Annotated in this window: 15 protein-coding genes, 1 other RNA gene and 1 pseudogene; 5 read left to right on the plus strand and 12 right to left on the minus strand. The window is 68.8% G+C overall.

Annotation, left to right across the window (positions count from 1 at the left end):
- Positions 1-12 precede the first annotated feature (12 nt).
- Positions 13-1233: an EndoU domain-containing protein gene (locus D7V88_RS07245; RefSeq protein WP_120539871.1), complete on the minus strand. Its 1221-nt coding sequence runs from the start codon at positions 1231-1233 to the stop codon at positions 13-15.
- Positions 1234-1319: 86 nt separating this feature from the next.
- On the opposite strand from D7V88_RS07245, the gene D7V88_RS07250 reads away from it, so the two are divergent.
- Entirely contained in the window at positions 1320-2144 is an 825-nt protein-coding gene (locus D7V88_RS07250) for an SDR family NAD(P)-dependent oxidoreductase (RefSeq protein ID WP_120539872.1), read from the plus strand.
- Positions 2145-2194: 50 nt separating this feature from the next.
- On the opposite strand, the gene tyrS is transcribed toward D7V88_RS07250, so the two are convergent.
- The 3 genes from tyrS to ssrS form a co-directional block, all read right to left on the minus strand.
- Positions 2195-3457, minus strand: a complete 1263-nt coding sequence (gene tyrS / locus D7V88_RS07255; protein ID WP_120539873.1) for a tyrosine--tRNA ligase — start codon at positions 3455-3457, stop codon at positions 2195-2197.
- A gap of 86 nt (positions 3458-3543) precedes the next feature.
- Positions 3544-4176: a 5-formyltetrahydrofolate cyclo-ligase gene (locus tag D7V88_RS07260; RefSeq protein WP_120539874.1), complete on the minus strand. Its 633-nt coding sequence runs from the start codon at positions 4174-4176 to the stop codon at positions 3544-3546.
- Between the two features lie 20 nt (positions 4177-4196).
- Positions 4197-4387: non-coding RNA, 6S RNA (gene ssrS / locus D7V88_RS07265), on the minus strand.
- Between the two features lie 274 nt (positions 4388-4661).
- On the opposite strand from ssrS, the gene D7V88_RS07270 reads away from it, so the two are divergent.
- From D7V88_RS07270 to D7V88_RS07280, 3 genes are all read left to right on the plus strand, one after another.
- Positions 4662-5525 (plus strand): tetratricopeptide repeat protein, encoded by an 864-nt coding sequence (locus D7V88_RS07270; RefSeq protein WP_120539875.1) that lies wholly within the window; start codon positions 4662-4664, stop codon positions 5523-5525.
- Entirely contained in the window at positions 5522-6514 is a 993-nt protein-coding gene (locus tag D7V88_RS07275; protein WP_120539876.1) for a serine/threonine-protein kinase, read from the plus strand. The genes D7V88_RS07270 and D7V88_RS07275 overlap by 4 nt, the downstream gene beginning before the upstream one ends.
- Positions 6515-6624: 110 nt before the next feature.
- Positions 6625-6804, plus strand: coding sequence for a hypothetical protein (locus D7V88_RS07280; RefSeq protein ID WP_120539877.1), 180 nt, complete (start codon positions 6625-6627; stop codon positions 6802-6804).
- A 28-nt stretch (positions 6805-6832) separates the two neighbouring features.
- Here D7V88_RS07280 and D7V88_RS07285 read toward each other — a convergent pair whose 3' ends face one another.
- The 6 genes from D7V88_RS07285 to D7V88_RS07310 form a co-directional block, all read right to left on the minus strand.
- Positions 6833-7993 (minus strand): cysteine desulfurase family protein, encoded by a 1161-nt coding sequence (locus tag D7V88_RS07285; RefSeq protein ID WP_120539878.1) that lies wholly within the window; start codon positions 7991-7993, stop codon positions 6833-6835.
- A complete protein-coding gene (locus D7V88_RS07290) occupies positions 7990-9111 on the minus strand; it encodes a DHH family phosphoesterase (RefSeq protein ID WP_120539879.1) in 1122 nt (373 codons plus the stop codon). Before D7V88_RS07290 ends, D7V88_RS07285 begins: the two co-directional genes overlap by 4 nt.
- Before the next feature lie 241 nt (positions 9112-9352).
- The gene (locus tag D7V88_RS07295) at positions 9353-10192 is read right to left on the minus strand and encodes a Fic family protein (RefSeq protein WP_120539880.1); all 840 of its coding nucleotides are present in this window, start codon (positions 10190-10192) and stop codon (positions 9353-9355) included.
- Between the two features lie 121 nt (positions 10193-10313).
- Complete coding sequence (locus D7V88_RS07300; RefSeq protein ID WP_120539881.1) at positions 10314-11654, minus strand: DUF8689 domain-containing protein; 1341 nt, start codon at positions 11652-11654, stop codon at positions 10314-10316.
- Positions 11655-11710: 56 nt separating this feature from the next.
- Positions 11711-12658 carry a branched-chain amino acid transaminase gene (locus tag D7V88_RS07305; RefSeq protein ID WP_120539882.1) on the minus strand — a complete coding sequence of 316 codons (948 nt, stop codon included), beginning with the start codon at positions 12656-12658 and terminating at the stop codon, positions 11711-11713.
- A gap of 130 nt (positions 12659-12788) precedes the next feature.
- Positions 12789-13730: an AAA family ATPase gene (locus tag D7V88_RS07310; protein ID WP_120539883.1), complete on the minus strand. Its 942-nt coding sequence runs from the start codon at positions 13728-13730 to the stop codon at positions 12789-12791.
- 192 nt (positions 13731-13922) lie between these two features.
- Between D7V88_RS07310 and D7V88_RS07315 the strand changes: the two genes are divergently transcribed.
- Positions 13923-14147 carry a hypothetical protein gene (locus D7V88_RS07315; protein WP_120539884.1) on the plus strand — a complete coding sequence of 75 codons (225 nt, stop codon included), beginning with the start codon at positions 13923-13925 and terminating at the stop codon, positions 14145-14147.
- 104 nt (positions 14148-14251) lie between these two features.
- Here D7V88_RS07315 and D7V88_RS07320 read toward each other — a convergent pair whose 3' ends face one another.
- Together D7V88_RS07320 and D7V88_RS07325 are read right to left on the minus strand one after the other, a co-directional pair.
- Entirely contained in the window at positions 14252-18832 is a 4581-nt protein-coding gene (locus tag D7V88_RS07320; RefSeq protein ID WP_120539886.1) for a response regulator, read from the minus strand.
- A gap of 99 nt (positions 18833-18931) precedes the next feature.
- Positions 18932-19648, minus strand: a pseudogene (locus D7V88_RS07325) (glycosyltransferase family 4 protein); the annotation flags it as partial.

Raw genomic sequence — 19648 nt, forward strand, 5'->3', positions numbered from 1 at the left:
ACGTCGGCCCTGCTACTCCGCGCAGGTGGCCGCGTCGTCCGTCGGGTGCAGCGTGGCGATGCCGTAGGTGCCGTTGCGCGTGCCGCACCAGATGCGCCAGTTGCCGCCACCGATGTCCGGCGCCGAGTACACGCCGCCCTCCTTCTTCGCCCCACCGCGTGCGCAGCAGTGGGCGAAGGCGCGCGTCCCGATGGCGGCGATGGAGACCGCGTCCTGCGTCGTGGAGAAGCCTCCCAGCCGCTTCACCCCACAGGACCACGGCGCGTTGCCCCGGAAGCGGATCAGGTACTGCTCTCCGCGCACCGCTTCCTCACCCTTGCCAGGGCCCTGGTAGCAGAGCTTCCCCTCTGACTCGAGCTGCGCGTAGCGCGGCAGGAAGTGGAGCCCGCCAATGGGGCCGCGCTCCCAGTCGTCTCCGCAGAAGACGTGGGTGAACGCATTGCGCGGGCCGGTGCTCACCCACAGGCTCGTGAGCCATTCGAGGTTCGCCTGCCGCGAGCCCGTCCCCGGGCGACCCGCCGCGGAGAGCGCTCGCTGCACGCGGGCGTCGTCGTAGTGCTTCGCGAAGAAGCGCTGCACGTCTCCCACGCTCACGCTCGCGTCGGGGCGCGCGGGGCACAGGTCCAGCACCTCGCGGTCCAGCGCGGACAGCGCGGGCGCCTTGGCGAAGAGGGGCGCATTCTCGCAGGTGGTTTCACACGCCGGTGCCGCGCCCTTCGCGGCGGGCGGGGGCGGCGCCAACGCACGTCCCGCGGGCGCTCGGACGGTGACTTCGCCCTCGTCGGCGAAGGCGTCCGAAGCGGAACCTCCGCCCGCCGCCTCCTTCGCCGGTGAGCCCTTGCCAGCTCCCGAGCCGGAGGTCCCCACGTCGGACAGCGATGCGGGGGAGCCACCGCCCCGGGCCGCCAGTCGCTGCCGCGTGAGCGCGTGGTCCGCCTTCACGAGGGCTTCCGTGTCGGGAGCCTTCTGGATGGCCTCCGTGGGGGTGCCATCGCACAGCACCCAGCCTTCGGACCTGGGGCCCTGCAACTTGCACCACGCGCGGTCAGGGCCGCCCTTCTTCACGAGCGGATACGTCACGCCCGCTTCCACGGCGAAGACGACCTTGGAGGACTCCGGTTGCTCCACGGCGTCCACGCGTTCGTCGGAGACGAAGACTCCGCCCCCGGCCCAGACGGCGGGAGCCACGGAGAGGGCCAGGAAGAAGCAGGCGAGCGACCCGGAAAGGCGCATGGTGCGCGGGACTCTAACAGGAGCGCTCCGGGCCCGCTGTTCCCCGGTTGCGCCCGCCGCCGCGCCGGAGAATAAGGACCCCCGATATGAAACCGATGAATTTCCGAGGCCGGTGGGTGCTCATTACCGGTGCGTCGTCCGGCCTGGGGCTGGAGATGGCCCGTCTGCTCGCGAAGGAGCACGGCGCCCACATCATCGCCGTCGCCCGCCGGGAGGACCGGCTCCTCGCGCTCAAGGCGGAGCTGGAGGGCGCGCACGGCGTGCAGGTGCTGCCCCTCACCGCGGACCTCACCAGGCCCGGTGAAGCCGTGCGCGTGCACGCCGCCGCCGTGGAAGGACGCGCCGTGGAAGGCGTCATCCTCAACGCGGGTGTCACCTTCTTCGGCCACGTGCTGGAGCAGCCGCCCGAGTCCTTCGACACGATGCTCGCCACCAACGTCACCAGCGTCGTGCGGATGTCCCAGCTCTTCGCGGCGGACTTCGTGAAGAGGGGAGGGCAGGGGTCGCTGATGCTCGTCGCCAGCACGGCGGGCTTCGCGCCGCTGCCGTACCAGACGACCTACGCGGCGACGAAGGCGTTCGTGATCAGCTTCGGGCGGGGAATGGCCCAGGAGCTGCGCAAGGCGGGCGTGTCCGTCACCGTCTTCGCTCCGGGCGGCATCGCCACGGAGATGCTGTCGCTGTCAGGCCTGGACCGGAAGTTCAAGGCGGGCGACGTGGGCATCATGTCCGCGGAGGCCTGCGCGCGAATCGCCGTGGACGCGATGGTGCACCGCCGCGAGCTGGCCGTGCCCGGCGTCCTCAACCGCTTCCTCGCCATGACGATGAAGCTGCTGCCCCACGGCTTCATGGCCCAGCGGGCCGCCGCGCTCTACGAGGGCGGGCTCCCGAAAGAGCCTCCCACCCCCTGAAGCCGTCACGTCCCGGGGCTGCGTGAGCCCCGGGGCGGAGGCTTCGCGGCTCAGGCCAGCTTCACCCGCGCCACCTTCAACTTGCCCACCTGCACGGTGTACTCGCCGGCCCCGAGCTCCGCCTTGGGGTCGGTGACCTTCTCACCGTTCACCCGGACGCCGCCCTGGGCCATCAGCTTGCGCGCCTCGGTGGCGGAGGCGACGAGCTTCGTCTCCGGCAGCAGCTTCGTCACCGGCAGCTTCTCCGCGCCCGCGAGCGACACCTCCACGAGCGGCAGCTCGTCCGTGGACAGCTCCTTCTTGGCGAAGCGCTTCTCGAAGTCCTCGGCCGCCTTGCGCCCGGCGTCCTCGCCCTGGAAGCGCGCGGCGATCTCCTGCGCGAACGCGACCTTGGCCGCCTTGGGGTGGAGGGCGCCCGACTTCGTCTGCTCCTCCATCTCCAGGACCTTCTTGAGCGGCTGCGACGACAGCAGCTTGTAGTACCGCCACATCAGGTCGTCGGTGATGCTCATCAACTTGCCGAAGATGTTGTCCGCCGACTCGTCGATGCCCACGTAGTTGTCCAGGCTCTTGGACATCTTGTCGCCGGTGATGACGCCGTCGACGAGCTTCGCGTCCAGGCCCTCCAGGATGGGGCCCGTCATGATGACCTGCGGCTCCAGGCCCTCGTCCTTCATCAACTGCCGGCCCACGCCCAGGTTGAAGAGCTGATCCGTCGCGCCCAGCTCCACGTCCGCCTTCAGCGCCACGGAGTCATGGCCCTGCAGGAGCGGGTAGAGGAACTCGTGCAGCGAGATGGAGCGGTTCTCCCGGTAGCGCGTCTTGAAGTCGTCGCGCTCCAGCATGCGCTGCACGGAGTAGCGCGACGCCAGGCGGATCATCCCCTCGGTGCCCAGCGCGTCGAGCCACTCCGAGTTGAACTTCACCACCGTCTTGTCGGGATCCAACACCTTGAAGACCTGCTGCTTGTAGGTCTCCGAGTTGACCTTCACCTCGTCGCGGGTGAGGGCCGGGCGCGTCGTGTTCTTCCCGGTGGGGTCGCCGATGAGGGCCGTGAAGTCACCGATGAGGAACACCACCGTGTGCCCGAAGTCCTGGAAGCGCCGCATGCGCGTCAACAGGAGCGAGTGGCCCAGGTGGAGGTCGGGACGACTGGGGTCGAAGCCCGCCTTGATGACGAGCGGCTTGCCCTTGTCGTACGAGCGCTGGAGCTTCTTCTTGAGGTCCTCCGGCACCTGCAAATCCACGGTGCCGCGAGTGACTTCTTCGTACTGCTCTTCGGGTGTCGCCTTGCGCAGTGCGTCCGGGTTCATGGCACCGCGGACACTACCCGAAAGGCTCCAGGCAGGGCGGGACTTCGCGTCCGCCCCGCCCGGTCATGTCCTGCTGGCTGCCTGGCTCAGGTGTCCAGGAAGTCGCAGTCACGGTCCAGGCCGCGCAGGGTCTGGTTCTCCGTGACGATCTGGTCCATGTCCACGTCATCCGGCGTGGTGGGCAGGACCTGGACAATCTGGTCGCTGAACGACAGTCCCACCCGGCGGCTGCGGGGACTGGCCGCCTTGAGGGTCGCGTCGTAGTAGCCGCCCCCGCGCCCCAGCCGCTTGCCGCCCGGTCCGAAGCCCAGGCCGGGCACGACGAACAGGTCGATCTGGTCCACCGCGATCAGTTCCGAGGCGTTCGTGGGCTCCCGGACGCCCAGGCGTCCCGGCTCCAGCTCGCTCTCCGACTTGATGGCCCGGAAGGCCAGGATGCGCCCATGCACATGGGACAGCGGATAGCAGACGATCTTCTCGTCCAGCAGGGCCGCGATGAGGATGTCCCGGGTGGGTACCTCGCCCCGGATGGGGGCGTAGAGCGCCACCGTTCGTGCCTTCTGATAGTAGGGCGATGCCAGGAATCGAGACTGGACCTTGAGGCCTCGCGATTCGATGACATCCGCCGTCATCGTCTTCCGCTGGGCCGTCAGCTTCTCACGAAGCGTCCCTTTGTTCTCCGCCGCCGCCGCCGCCGTATCCACCGCAGTCTCGCTCACCGCCGCCGCTCCCCAAGAAAGAGTCCCCCGCCGAGCCGTGTGTCCAGCGTCCATTGAACCCTCGTAAGTCAGGTGGGGACCGAAATCATGTCACCGCAGGCTTCCCTCATCCCCGTGAAGGGGAGGGCTTGCACATGGCGACCGAAACGGACCCCGGAATGGACGTATCGGTTCGAATTTCTGCTGGGCATCACGAACCCCGCAGGGAACAGACCTTTTACTAACGCAAATCTCGCTACAAGTCCTCAGAATTACTGGGAAATCCCAGGGCGTTCTTGGGAAAATGATAAGGATGGAGGAGCGTGCGGTCAAGCCGTCCTCGCGCGTTTACAACCGGCCCCGTGGACTTCTATGATGACCGGACCCCTGACATGTCGCCCCCGACCACTACATTGGCTCTCGCGGCGGTTGTCTGCCTCGCTTCCGGATTCGCGTGGGCGGGCCCGGCCGTCAATGGCTCCTATCAAGGAGATGCCTTCGGAACCGTGGAGTTGCGCACCAGCGGCGACGAGCTGGTGGGCACGGCTCCGGCCGGCGGGGTCTGCCAGCGCCCGGCCGCCCAGCAGGTCCTGAAGGGCTCCTTCCTGGGCAACGTCTTCATTGGCGACGTGACGCTCTGTCAGACAGGCGACGCCTGCCCCGAGTCCGCGACCTACGCGGTCATGCTCTTCTACAGCTTCGAGGAGCGGACGCTGGGTGGACTGGTGAAGATGGAGGGGGGCTGCGAGTCGAGCCTCCTCAAGAACGGCATGCTGGTCCTCAGGGCGACGGAGCAGGGCGCCTCCGCGCAGCCCGTGACGGCCGTGGCCTCCGAGCGGCAGGTCCAGGCTCCGGCCTCCGCGTCGGGTTCGGCCGCGCAGGTGGCGGCGCATCGTCGGCTGGAAGCGGTGGACGTGCCCGCGGCCCTGCGGCAGGGGCAGCAGGCCCTGGCGGCGATGAACGCGCTCACGGCGTCGCAGCAGTTCCAACTGGTGCTGGCGCAGGAGAAGAACAACGCCCTGGCGCTCACCGGCATGGGCGTGGCGCACTTCCTTCGCGACCAGAAGCCGGAGGCCCTCAAGTTCCTGGAGCAGGCGAGGAGCGCGGGCAACCAGCAGGCCCGGGCGGAGGCGTGGTTCTGGATGGCGTGCGTGAAGCGGGCGACCCAGGAGTCGAAGTTGGCCCAGGAAGCGCTGCGCCGCGCGGTGAGCGAGGGCTGGTCGGCGCCGGAGGGCAACGCGCTGGTGGACCGGGAACTCTCGCTGTTGTCGAAGGAAGGGCCGAACTTCGACTCGCTGGTGAAGCAGGCGCGCGTTCGCAAGCGCGCCCAGGGTCGAGACTCGCAAGGAGCCGGAAGCGTCAGCCCGTGACCGTGCCGACCCCCGTACCGAAGCCCATCAAGGTCTTCGGCAACTACGAAATCCTGTCGCTGCTGGGCAAGGGCGGCATGGCCCAGGTGTACCGCGCGCGCGTGCGCTCCGGGCCTCATGAGGGCTGGACGGTGGCGCTCAAGCGGCTGTTGCCCGCGCTCACCCGCGACCCTGCGTCGGTGGACCTGTTCGCGCGTGAGGCGCACCTGTCGCGCCAACTGGACCATCCCAACATCGTGAAGGTGTTGGACGCGGGCATTCTGGAGGACGTGTCCTTCCTGGTGATGGACCTGGTGGACGGGCGCGACCTGGGCCACATCCTGCGCCGGTGCAAGGCGCGGGGGATTCCGCTGCCCGTCGACTTCGCGGTGTACCTGGCCAAGGTGCTGCTGGAGGCGCTCGCGTACGCGCACTCCGCCACCGGGCCGGATGGCGAGCCGCTGGGCATCGTCCACTGCGACGTGTCCCCGTCCAACCTGTTCATCTCCCGGGTGGGGGAAATCAAGCTGGGCGACTTCGGCGTGTCGCGCGTGCTCGTGGACGGTAAGCTCCAGGGCGGCGAGGTGCTGGGCAAGCCGTACTACCTGTCCCCGGAGTCGCTGCAGGGCGCGGTCACGCCGGAAGCGGACCTGTGGGCCGCGAGCGTCGTGCTGTACGAGCTGCTCACGCTGGGGCGCCCCTTCAACGGCACCACGCCCGAAGAGGTCTTCGCGGGCATCCTGTCGCGCGACTACAAGCTGCTGAGCGCGGTGCGGCCGGACGTGCCCAAGGCGCTGGACGCGGTGCTCGCGCGCGCCTTCGCGGAGAACCCCGAGGACCGCTTCCCGTCCGCGGAGGAGTACGCGAAGGCCCTGTCTCCGCACTACGACGAGCGCGTGGGCACGCCCCTGGCGATCGCGGCGGTGGTGCGCGGCCTGTTCGGCACCACGGATCAGGTGCCGACGATTCCCGACTCCGCGCTCGGTCGTTCCAACGACAACGCCGAGTAGCCGGGCGTGCAGGGCCCTGTCGCGTGGGTCCCCGGACGGGAAGGGTCGCTGCGGCCTTCCCACCGGATGATGACCTTTCCTCCCACCGGACATTCCGACGGAGGACATCCATGGCGACCGAGCGAAAGCCACAGCAGCCCGAACAGGACGACACGCCGGCCCGCGAGACGCGGCAGGGTGACGAACGTCTTCCGCCCAAGCCCGGCGAGGCCAAGGAGGACGGCATGCCCGGCTACGGCCAGCCGGATCCGGAGGTGCGCGAGGAAGGACTGCCCGACCAGAAGTGGTAGACGCGGGACGGCGTGCACCGTGCCTGATTCAGGCGCTGGAGCCGGGGGCTTCCAGCGCGCGCACGCGCGGGACGTGCGTGCACAGCGCCTCCACGACGCGTGAGACTTCCGCGTCGGTGGTGGTGGGCCCCAGGCTGAAGCGCAGGCTGCCACGGGCCTGCGCGGGGGACAGGCCCATCGCGCGCAGCACGTGCGAAGGGGACAGCGTTCCGGACGCGCAGGCCGCGCCCGACGACACGTGGATGCCTTCCAGATCCAACGCCATCAGGAGCGCTTCGCCTTCGACACCGTCGAAGCGCAGGTTGCTGGTGTTGGGCACGCGCGGCGCGCCGGCTCCGTTCACCGTCACGCCGGACAGCCGCGCGAGCACCTGCTGCTCGAACCCGTCGCGCAGGGCGCCGACCCGCTCGGCGACGGCGGCCTGGTCGTTCGCGGCCAGCTCCAGGGCCAGGGCCAGGGCCTCCGCGTAGGGGACGTTCTGCGTGCCTCCCCGGCGGCCACCCTCCTGGTGCCCGGGCGTCAGCGCGCGCACGTCCACGCCCTTGCGGACCACCAGCACGCCCGCGCCCTGCGGTCCGCCGAACTTGTGCGCCGACAGGGAGAGCAGATCCGCGTCCACCTCACGCAACGTGAGCGGCACCTTGCCCGCGGCCTGCACGGCGTCCGTGTGGAAGAGGATGCCTCGCTGCCGGCAGGCGCGGGCGGCCTCCGCCACCGGTTGCAGCACGCCCGTCTCGTTGTTGGCCCACATCAGCGAGCACAGCGCGGTGTCCGGGGTGAGCGCCTCCAGCAGGGACTCCAGCGGCACGCGGCCGTCGGGACCGGGGGCCAGCCGCACCACCTGCGCGCCCTCGCGCTCCAACTGCGTGAGCGCGCCCAGCAGGGCAGGGTGCTCCACCGTCGAGCCCACCACCCGGCGGCGCTCCTTCACCGGCCGGGCGGCGTACGCGCCCAGGAGCGCGAGCGCATCCGCCTCGCTGCCCGACGCGGTGAAGCAGATCTCCTTCGGCTCGCAGCCCAGGACGCGCGCCACCTTCGCCCTCGCCGCGTCCAGCCGGCCCCGGGCCTCGCGCCCACCACCGTGCACGCTGGAGGCGTTGCCGAAGCCGCCCCCGGTGAAGGCTTTCGCGAGCAGGGCGCCCACCTCCGCGCGCACTGGCGCGGCGGCGTTGTGGTCCCAGTAGATCACGTGTCCTGCGCGGACAGCAGCGACTTCGGCCGCTCCTCGGCGACACCGAAGGCTTCCAGGAACCGGCCCACCAGCTCGCGCTTGAGCGTCTTGCGCTTGTTGGCGCTGCCGGAGAGAGGAAGCCGCGCGCCGGCCATGCTGCCGTGTCCGCCGGACGAGCCGCCCAGGTCCTCGCACGTCTCGCGGATGAGGCGGCCCGCGTTCATGCGCCGGTCCTTCACGCGCAGGCTCAGGAAGAGCTGGTTGCGGAACGTCCCGTACGCCAGGGACCACTTCATCCCTTCGAGGAACATCATCCGCTCGGCGACCTCCGCCACCATGTCCGGGGAGTAGACCTCCTCCAGGTCGGTGATGATGGCGGTGCCGTAGACCTTCGCCTTCTCGATGGACGTGTGGAAGAGCTGGAAGTAGCGGGCCGGCACCTCCGGGTGCTCGATCTGCCCCAGCATCGACTTGTCGCAGCGGGGGAACAGCCACAGGTAGCTGTCCACGTCCGTCTGGGTCGTCTCCCGGCCCAGGTCCCGCGTGTCCGCCTTGATGCCGTAGAAGAGCGCGGTGGCGACCTCCACGGAGGGTTCCAGCCGCGCGGCGCGCAGGTACTCCACCAACATGGTGGACGTGGCGCCGAAGTCGCCGCCCACGTCCGCGAAGCGTGACTGGAGGCTCTCCTCGCGCAGCGGGTGGTGGTCCACCACGATGTCCGCGCGGATCTTCGCGGGCAGCGAGTGGTTGCGCACCGGCGGCTGCGTGTCCACCAGGCCGAACAGGTCGTACTCACCGAAGTCGATCTGCGACACGTGCGACACGGGCAGGCGCAGCACCCGCACGAAGGCGATGTTCTCCGCCCGGCCGATGATGCCGCCGTAGCCCACGTGGGCTTCCATTCCGGCCTTGCGCTCCAGCAGGTGCGCGAGCGACACGGCGGCGGCGATGGCGTCGGGATCCGGGTTGTCGTGCGTCAGGATGAGCGCCCGCCGGTGACCCTTGGCCACGCGCAGCAGGCGGCCCAGCTTGTCGACAGCGGGCAGGTGCGCCAGACGTGCTGGCGGAGGCTCCGTGAGCTCGCTGCCGGCGGGAAGCTGGGGGCGGCGACTCTGGAGTGAAGGGGTCACAGGCATGGAGGCTCTTCTTTTACTTCCTCCGCCACGGGGATTCGAGAAGTCGGATGTTCTCCCCCTGACGTTCTGGAAAAGGTGGGTCCAGCACCCCAATGGTGTCGACGACCCACCCGTCCTTCACGGCGAAGCAGAAGGCCCTCAGGCCGTCCGCTTCCCTGGTGGGTTGCCCGGGGGGCTGAACCCGGGGGGACAGGGGCCGCGAGGACATGGCGTCCCCACGGCCCATCACCCCGGGTGACGCCTACTCGACGGTCTTGTACTTGCGACCCAGGTCGCGGAAGTACTTCACGCCGTTGTCGAGCGAGTTCTCCATCGCGTCCATCAACACCGTGCGGAAGATGGCCACCGGTCCCCGGAAGGACTCGTAGTAGCGCTGCCGGTCGATGGAGTGGATGACCGCGGGCATGTAGCCGTTGCGCAGCAGGATGAGGTTGCTGCACATGCGCCCCACCTTCCCGCTGTGCTCGGTGAAGGGGAAGATCTGCAGGAATTCGTGCTGCACCACCGCCGCCTGTTTGATCGGGTGGAACTCGCGGAACTCCGCGCTGGCGGTGTGGTCCACGAGCTTCTCCAGCCGGGCCTGGATCTTCGCTGGCTGGGTGATGTCGTGGAAGTAGGTGCGGTGCAGGGGCATGTCCTTGCGCAGCCCCGCACGGTCGCGCTCCTTGGCCAGCTCCTTCTCCGTGCGCTCGCGCCGCTCCATGCGCGCGCGCTCGGCCAGGGCTTCTGGCGTGTTGCCCAGGAAGAGGTCGTGCATCCGCTTGATGGTGGTGAGCGTCAGCGCGGACTGCTTCTTCGCGCCCTGCGCTTCCTCGCGGATGTAGTCCGCCACCGCCTTGTGGTTGCGGATCTCCAGGACGACCGGAATCATGGACGCTTCCGCGGCGGTGCGTGCCGGGAAGAGCGCGGCCATCAACTCCTGGTGCGTGTACACGACGCCTTCGAGCGCGGCGTCGTGGTAGATCCACGACATCTCGAACCGGTCGAGGAACTCGCGCGCTGGCTGCTTGTCCTTGTAGATGTCGAGGTACTCGCGCAGCTGCTCGTTCTTCTCGTCGATGTCTTGATAGCGTTCCTTCACGGACTGCGGCTCCTTCTCGCCCCGGCCCGCCCCGGGCGCTGTTTTCTCAGAGGCTGCGCCGGGCGGTACAACGGCACGCGGATTCTAGAAATTCCGCGCGGTTGGAACAATTAAAACCCGACTAGAGATTCACCAGGAACACTTCGCACGCCTGGTCCAACAAATCCTTGGAGAGGGCCGGCGGAATCTGCCGGTACCTCGCCGCGTCCCGGATGAGCGACACCAGGTCCCGGGGGTGGCACGAGCGCATCTCCATGCTGCGCGGCTTGTAGTAGTGCTCCACGAGGTAGGTGATGGCCTGGTCCACGTAGGGAATGCCCGCCGCCTCGCACACCCGGCGGAAGATCTCCCGGTAGGACTCTTCATCCGGATTGCCTACTTCAATCTTGTACTTGATGCGGCGCAGGAACGCCTCATCCACCAGCTCCTTGGGGTCCAGATTGGTGGAAAACACGAGAAGCTGATCAAACGGGATTTCGAACTTCTTGCCCGTGTGGAGGGTGAGGAAGTCCACCCGCTTCTCCAGGGGGACGATCCACCGGTTGAGCAGGTCCGTGGGGTGGACCTTCTGCCGGCCGAAGTCGTCGATGAGGAGCATGCCGCCGTTGGCCTTCACCTGGAACGGCGCCTCGTAGAAGCGGGTGCTCTCCGAGTAGATGAGGTCCAGGGTCTCCAGCGTCAACTCACCGCCGACGACGACGGCGGGGCGGCGGCAGAGCAGCCACCGCTTGTCCATTTCGAAGGTCTGCCGGCGCCCGCCGGTGGCCGAGCCGACTTCGAGCGACACGGGGGTGTGGATGATCCGGTCGTAGACCTTGATGATCTGGTTGTCGATTTCGAGGCAGTGCGGGACGTACACCTCGCCGCCGAACATGTGGGAGATGGCCTCCGCGAGGCTCGTCTTGCCGTTGCCGGGCGGGCCGTAGAGAAAGAGCGAGCGGCCGGAGTTCACGGCCGGGCCCAGCTTGTCCATCAGCTCCGCGGAGACGGTGAGGTGGCCCAGGGCCATCACCAGGTCCTCCTGGCTGACGACGGGCGTCTCCTCGGTCTGGCTGGTGATGAGGGCGTTGTACTGCTCGATGGGGACGGGGGCGGGGCCCACGTAGGTGGAGCGGGTGAGGGCGTCGCGGGCGTACTCGCGGCCCTTCTCCGTGAGGGCGAACTCCACGGAGGCGCGGCCAAAGCCCTTGCCGCCCCTGAGGTCCACCAGCTTCTCCTGCGCGAGGAAGTCCACCACGTGCTCGACGACGCCCGACCAGGGCAGGCACATGCTCTCCGCGATGCCCATGCCCGTGCCGGTGCCGGCGTAATAGAGGAACTTCAGACCCAGGTCGGCGAGCAGGCCGATCTTCAGTCCGGTGTCCTCCATCGACTTCGGCTCCGACGGAGCGATGTCGAGGACGGACGGGTTCTCGAGCTTGAACGGATTGTCTTCGTACGCGTACCCGGCGGGAGGCATCAGGGAGGGGTTCTACCCGATTCCACCGCCCGCCGGGATGTCACGTCAGCGGACTGTTCTCAAACGTAGGTCAGCCAGTCCGCATAGCGGTCGTCCTGGCCCCGGACGACCTTGAAGTAGGCGTCCTGCACGAAGGTGCCAATGGGGCCGGGCTTGCCCTCGCCCACCTGGCGGTTGTCCACCTCGCGCACGGGGGTGATCTCCGCGGCGGTGCCGGTGAAGAAGATCTCGTTGCAGATGTAGAGGGCGTCGCGGGTGAACGTCACTTCGTCCACCACGCGGCCACTGTCGCGCAAGAGCTTCAGCACGGTGTCGCGGGTGATGCCGTCGAGGATGGGGGAGGAGAGGGGCGGGGTTTTGATGACGCCCTTCTTGTTCACCATGAAGATGTTCTCGCCGGACGCCTCCGCGACGAAGCCGCTGATGTCCAGGAGGATGGCCTCGTCGTAGCCGGCGAGCACCGCCTCGCGCTTGGCGAGGATGGAGTTGACGTACTGGCCGGTGATCTTCCCGCGCACCATGTTCACGTTCACGTGCATGCGCGTGAACGAGCTGACCTTGGCGCGGATGCCCTCGCGGATGCCCTTGTCGCCCAGGTACGCGCCCCAGTCCCAGGCGGTGACGGCCACGCGGGTGGGGTTCACCGCGCCCAGGCCCATGGCGCCATCCCCCATGAAGGCCACCGGGCGCAGGTAGGCGCCGTTGGCGAACAGGTGCTTCTGCTGGCGCAGCAGATCCAGCGTCGCCTCCACCAGCTCATCCTCGGTGAAGGGGATGTGCAGCATGATGATGTGCGCGGAGTCCAACAGGCGCCGGATGTGCTCGCGCAGTCGGAAGACGGCGAGCCGGCCATCGTGGGTCTTGTAGGCGCGGATGCCCTCGAAGACGCCCAGGCCATAGTGGAGGGCGTGCGTCATCACGTGCACGCTGCCCTCGTCCCATTTCACCAGCTTCCCATCGAGCCAGATGTGTTCGGCGCGCAGTACGGAGGATGAGGTCGAGCTCATCGGGAAGTTCCTCGTCGGGCTAGGGTGGGACAGCTTGAGACTGTGAGGCTCAAACCTTTCTATCCAGGCGCACCGTTGAGGCAAAGCGCGAAACGCCAGGAGCCCGTCCGACCGTCCAAGTCGCCCTGCGTCAGGCCTGGGCGATTTGGGGAAGGTTGGCGCGGGCCTTCTCGATATCACCCTCGTATTTGAGGACGAGATTGAGCGTGGCCGCGACGACGTCCGCGGTGAGCGATTCAGCGTTGAGCAGCGTCAGGCTCTGTGCCCAGTCCAGCGTTTCGCTGATGGACGGGGCCTTCTTCAGGTCCAACGCCCGGATGGCGGCCACGGCTTCCACCACCTGCTCGGCCAGCACCTGGGAGACCTCCGGCAGGCGCGAGCGGACGATGCGCAGCTCGCGCTCCCGGTCCGGGAAGTCGATGTGCAGGTGCAGGCAGCGGCGCTTGAGCGCGTCGGACAGTTCGCGGGCGTTGTTGCTGGTGAGGATGACGCGCGGGATGTGCTTCGCCTTGATGGTGCCCAGCTCCGGCACCGTGACGGCGTTGTCAGAGAGCACTTCCAGCAGGAAGGCTTCGAACTCCGGATCCGCCTTGTCGATTTCGTCCACCAGCAGCAGTGACGGCTTCTCCGAAAGCTGGGCCTGGAGGATGGGGCGGGGCAGGAGGAATCGCTCGGAGAAGAACACCGCGTCACCGGAAGCGAGCCGGTCCGCGGCCTCCGCGAGCGTCTTCGTGCCCTGCGTCATCTCTCCAATCTTGTCCTTGAGCAGTTGGGTGTAGAGCAACTGCTTGGCGTACTCCCACTCGTAGAGGGCCTTGGCTTCGTCCAGGCCCTCGTAGCACTGGAGGCGGATGAACCCCCGGTCCAGGGCCAGGGCCAGGGCGCGTGCCAGCTCCGTCTTGCCCACCCCCGCGGGGCCCTCCACCAGGATGGGCTTGTTCATCCGGTCCGCCAGGAACACCGCCGTGGCGATTTCCGGGGACGACAGGTAGCCCACCGCTTCCAGGCGACGCGCCGCGTCCTCCACGCTGGTGAAGGACGGAATCGCCGAGGTCAGTTCAGGGGGGCTCACACCCGTCAACTTAACCGACGGTCCCCGGACGACTGCGGCAAAAATGCCAGGGTTGTGGGGACGCCGTCCGCACTCTTGAGGGCCTTGGGGGCTGCAACCCTGCGGAATCAGGGTGCGTAACTATTTTCGCACCGTGGGCACGCACCGTGCATCTCTGTGGCGTATCTCAGGACACGAACGAGGTCGCGGGTCATGTGGGCGTGGTTGAAACTGGCGATGGCGGTGGTGGTGGTGGTGATGCCGGGTGGCATCCCCTTGTTGATGGCGTACATCGCGACGCGGACGCTGGTGGAGCGTTGGCGCATGGCCCAGGCGCAGGCCCGGGACGAAGGGCGGCCGGTGTCGGTGCGGGACGTGGTGGGCTCACTGCACTTCCGTGATCTGCTGCGCGAGGCAAAGGCCGTCACGGCCCTGTGAGCCGTCAGGCGCGGACCTGAATCGCTGACCTGAGATGACGCACGAAGGGCCCGGCACTCCGAAAGAGTGCGCGGGCCCTCGTCATTTCCAGGGGACTGGAGGGGCTACTTGTCGAGCTCGTCGACGAGCGCCGTCCAGTCGTCCTCGCCCTCGGGGGCGGTGGGAAGCTGCATCACCATGGTGCGCTCCGGGGCGTCCTCGTCCTCGGCCTGCACCGGTGCCGGGGCGGCCTTCTTCGCGGCCGGCTTGGCGGCGGCCTTCGCCGGGGGCTTGGCGGCGGCCGGGATGACGGGGTTCGCCTGGGCCGTCACGGCCAGGTGTTCGTCCACCGGAGGCGCGGCCTTCGCGGCGGCGGCCGGGGCAGGGGACTTGCTCTTGTAGCGAGCCAGCTCCAGCTCCGCGACCTTGAGCGCCTTGCTCTTCTCCTGCACCGACGTCTGGAGGCGGGCGACTTCCTGGGCCTTGATGGCTTCGCGACGCTCCAGCTCCGCCTTCTGCTTGGCGTTGAGGTCGTCCAGCTCCTTGAGCTGACGCGCTTCCAGGTCCTTGCGCTCCTTCTGCGCGGTGGCGAGACGGGCGGCGGACTCGTTGGCCTTGGTTTCGGCGGCGGTGACGCGGGCGGTGAGTTCCTTCTCCGCGCGGCTCCGGGCGCTCGTGGCGTTCTCCAGGGCGAGTTCCAGGTCCTGGGCCTTCTTGGTGCGGGCCTGGAGCTGGGCCTGGGCGTCCTTGAGCTTCGCGTCCGTATCGGCCGCGGCCTTCTGGGCGTCCTGGCCAAGCTGCGCGATGGACTGCTCCGCCTTCGCGAGCTTCGCGGCCAGCTCGTCGGCCTGCTTCTTCGCGGCGGCGGCGGTGGCCTGGGCCTGCTGCGCCTGGGCTTGAGCCTGCGCCTGGGCCTGCTGGAGCTGTCCGGCGAGTCCGTCGCGCTCGCTGGCGAGCTTCTGCTGGGACTGCCCGGCCTGCTGGAGCTGGGAGTCGCGTTCGGTGATGGCCTTGCGCGCCCCGTCCAGGTCGCTGGACACGGCGTTGAGCTGCTGGCCCAGCGCGTCCGCCTGCTTCTTCGCGTCCGCGGCCTGGGTCTGGAGCTGGCCTTCGAGCGCCTTCACCTGGTCGGTGCGGGTGGCGACCTCGCGGTTGAGCACCTCCGCCTGACGCATCTTCTCCTGCGTCACGTGGGTGAGCTTGCGCAGCGTGTCCGACAGCTCCTTGCCCTTGGTGTCGACCTCGTTCTGGAGCAGCTCCTCGCGACGCTGGGACTCGTGCGTGAGCGTCTGGAGGCGGTCGTCCAGGTCGTGCCGCGCGTCCTCGGTCTGCGCGAGCTTGGAGGACAGTTGCGTGACTTCCGCGACGCGCGTGCCCAGCTCGTGCTTGGTGACGATGAGCTGTTCGGCCAGCTCCTCGCCGTTGGCCTGCGAGTCCGCGAGCTGGCGCTCCAGCTCCGCCTGGGTGGCGGCGGCCTGCTGGCGCGTCTGCGCGTGGGTCTGCTCCTCGCGGGCGAGGACGTCCCGGGTGTCGGTGAGCTGGCCCTGCGTGTCAGCCAACTGCTGCGACGTGGTGTTCAGCTCCTGCGTCAGCCCGTCGCGCTCGCCGGTGAGGGCGGCGATCTGCGCGGTGGTCTCCTGCGCGAGCGTCGCGTGGGCGCCGCGCTCGGCTTCGTAGAGGCCCTGCGTCTCGGACAGGTCCGCGCGCAACTGGCCAATCTGGCCGGTGAGGTCCTGCTCCAGCGTGTCCTTCGCCTCGCCGAGCGCCTGCAGCTCCGCGATGCGCGTGTCGCGCTCCTGCGTGGTGCGGGCGAGGAGACCGTTGGTCTCCTGGAGGATGTCGCGCGTCTCGTTCAGCTCCGCGTCCAGTTCGTCGCGGTGCGTGGTCGTCTTGGCCAGCTCCGCGCGCGTCGACTCCAGCGTGTCCTGGGTCTGCGTGAGCGTCTGGCTCGTCGCCTCCAGCTCGCCGCGCGTCTCCGCCAGCGTGCCTTCGGTGCTGGAGAGCGTGGCTTGCGTGTCCGCGAGCGTGGCTTCCGTGCGCGCCAGCGTGCCCTGCGTGTCCGCGAGGGTCGCCTCGGTGCGCGTCAGGGTCTGGCTGGTGGCTTCCAGTTCGCCCTGGGTGGAGGCGAGCGTCTCCTCCGTCTGCGCAAGCCGCGTCTGCGTGTCGGACAGGGTCTGGCTGGTGGCTTCCAGCTCGCCGCGCGTCTCCGCCAGCGTGCCTTCGGTGCTGGCCAGCGTGCCTTGCGTGTCGGACAGGGTCTGGCTGGTCGCCTCCAGTTCGCCGCGCGTGGTGGAGAGCGTCTCCTCCGTCTGCGCGAGCCGGGACTGGGTGTCGGACAGGGTCTGGCTGGTGGCTTCCAGCTCGCCGCGCGTCTCCGCCAGCGTGCCTTCGGTGCTGGAGAGCGTGCCCTGCGTGTCCGCGAGGGTGGCCTCCGTGCGCGCCAGCGTGTCCTGCGTCCGCGCGAGGGTGTCCTCGGTGGTCGTCAGCGTCTGGCTGGTGGCTTCCAGTTCGCCGCGCGTGGAGGAGAGGGTCTCCTCGGTCTGCGTCAGGCGCGTCTGGGTCTCGGAGAGCTGTTGGCTCGTCGCCTCCAGCTCGCCGCGCGTCTCCGCGAGCGTGCCCTCCGTGGTGGAGAGCGTCGTCTGCGTTTCGGAGAGCTGCTGGCTCGTCGCCTCCAGCTCGCCGCGCGTCTCCGCGAGGGTGGCTTCGGTGCTGGAGAGGGTGCCCTGCGTCTCCGTGAGCTGCTGGGTCGTCGCCTCCAGGTTCCCGGTCAGCTCGGAGATGCGCGAGTCACGCTCGGCCACGTCCGACTGCAGGCCTTCGATGCTGCTGTCGCGCTGGGCGACGGTGTCTTCCAGCGACGCCACGCGCGCGGAGAGCTGTTCGCCCTGCTGCTGAGCGGAGTCCAGTTGCTCGCTGAGCGCCTGGATCTGGCCCTTGAGGTCCGCCTCCAGGGCGTCCTTCTCCGAGCGCAGGTTCTCCAACTGGCTGGTGAGGTCCTGCTCCAGCGTGTCCTTGGCCTGCTGGAGCGCCTGGATTTCGGCGTTCAGCTCCGACTCGCGGTCCTCCAGGTGCGTCTTGACGGCCTCGACTTCGCCTTCCAGCTCACCGATGCGCTCGCGGTGCTGCTGGATGGTGGCGTTGAGCTCCGCCTCGCTGTTCTCGTTGCGGGCGATGGCCTCCTGCAGCTCGCGGTCGAGCGAGGCGAGCTTCGCGTCGCGCTCCTCCACGCGCTGGGTGAGGTCCGCTTCCTGTTCGTCCTTGTCCAGCTTGAGCTGGTCGCGCTCGCCGGTGACGCGCGCGATGTCCGACTCCAGGTCCGCCACCTGCTGCGTGAGGCGCTGCTCCAGCGCGGCACGCTCGGCGTTGAGGCGTTCGATCTCCGCGTCGGAGCGGCTGGCGTGCTCTTCGGCGGTGGTGGACCGGGCCTCCAGGCCGCGCACGGTGGCGTCGCGCTCCTGCTCGGTCTGGGTCAGCCGCTCCTGGAGGGCCTGAATCTCTCCGTCCAGCTCGGCGTAGCGCTGGTCGCGCTCGCTGACGGTGCGGCCCAGCTCGGACTCGAACTGGTCGCCGCGCTCGCGAAGCTGGAGGATGTCCGCCTCGTTGGCGCGGACCGTGTCCTGGAGCTTCTGCTCCTTGACCTCGAACTCCAGCGTGACGACGCCGAGGTGCTTCTCCAGCTTGTCGAACTCGTTGCGCCAGCCTTCCAGGTCGGCGCCACGGCGGGACAGCTCCTCGTCGCGGAGGTTGACCTCCTTGCGCAGGACGTTGATGTCCTTTTCCTTGGAGGCGACGACCTCGATGAGGTCCTTCTCCGAGGAGAACTTCTGCAGGAGCAGGTCGTCGACGGTGGCGCCGTGCTCGCGCTCCTTCTGGACGATGGACTGCTGGGCGTCATTGAAGCGCCGCAGCAGGTCATCCACCTGCATCTTCAGGCCCTGCAGCTCCACGTCCTTCTCATGGAGCCGGTCCTCGACGGACAAGAGCTCCCGCTCGCGGACGCTCCAGATTTCGGACAGGCGCGCGAGCTGCGCTTCGCGTGTCTTCAGCTCGTCCCGGAGGATTTGAATCTTCCCCTCGGGCGTGCCCATCAATTCGCGGCGCGGGGGCGGGCGCTTCAACTGGCGCGACTCCGCCAGGAGCTCCGCCTTGCGGTCCGCGATGGAGGAGAAGGCGCGGTCCATGAAGGACTTGTCCTCGTCCGTCATGGCGCTGCGGCGCTCGCGCTTGGGCAGCTTGGGCGGGGCGCCGGTGCGCACGCCGGGCATGGGCGGCGGGGCTTCCCGCGGGGCGCCAGAGAGGGCCGCGTCCAGGTCCGCGTCCGTGTCGTCGGTGCCGGGCGGGACGATGCCCGCGCTCATCGAGGCGAGTTCCCCCATTTCGAAGGGGATGACGAGGTAGCCGTCCGCGGCGGCGGGCGTCTCACGGTGTTTGTTCAGACCCTCCACACCCGAGTCGGAGGACAGCAGGAGGACCTTGAGGTTCTGGCCCCACTTGCCCTTCTTGATCTGACCACAGAGGGCGAAGCCGGACTGGTCCGGCAGCTCCGCGCGCACGACGACCAGGTCGGGTCGGCGTTTCTCCAGCTCCCGCTGCGCATCTGACGCAGTGGTGGCCATGGCCGTGTTGTAGCCCGCGCTCTTGAGCACGGAGGCCATGCTGAGTGCGAAGTCGTTCTGGCTTTCGACGATGAGGACGCGACGCTCCATGAAGCCCTTCACCCAGCAAAAAGTGCAGTGAAAACCGCCACATCCTATTCGGCGGGCGCAAGGCTTGGGAAGTTTCCGAGCGGCGCTCGGTCGCTTGCCTCACGTGATCTTGTTGCGAACCGCTCCCTGGCCGACAGGTGGGGCCGCGCCGGCCTCCGGATCCCTCCCCGGGAAGTTGGTGGGAGGGGTGTGCCGGGCGAACTGGGCCCCTTCGGGGGGACAGTACCCGTGCGCCAACTGGGCGAACCACGGGTTGAGGGTCGAACCCGGGGGCGCGGGCGGGGGCTCTTCCGTCACGGCCGCCGCGGCATCCTCCGCGTCCGCGGCCTCCAGCGCGAGCGAGTCCGCGTCGTGGACCTCGTCACTGCTGATCTCCTCCGGCTCGTCCAGCGCCGCGCTGGCGTTGGACGGAGTGTTGCTGCCGTCGTCGTCCAGGGACTCGGCCTCGTCGGCGGCGATCTCCTCCGGTTCATCGTCCGCGGCGGCGGGCGAGGAGGGCTTCAGCACGGGCGGCCCCGAGCGGGCTTGTCCCTCCGGTGAGGACGGCATCAGCCGGGGCGGCGGCCCCTGGCGAGGAACGGGCGGCGGTGAGACGGCCCGGGGCGGCAACTGCGGAGGGCGGTCCGCGTCGGGCGCGAGGCCTCCACCCCGAATGGGCGGCTTGTCCGCGTCGGCGGCGATGCCTCCACCCCGGATGGGCGGCGTGTCGGATTCCGACAACACCGGCGGGCGGGAGGAGGCGGGACGACCTGGATCAGCGGCGAGGCCGCCACGGATGGGCGGTTTGTCCGCGTCGGCCATGGAAGGAGAGGGAGG

Origin of the sequence: Corallococcus terminator (genome assembly GCF_003611635.1) — a bacterium.
In the GTDB taxonomy this organism is placed as follows: domain Bacteria; phylum Myxococcota; class Myxococcia; order Myxococcales; family Myxococcaceae; genus Corallococcus; species Corallococcus terminator.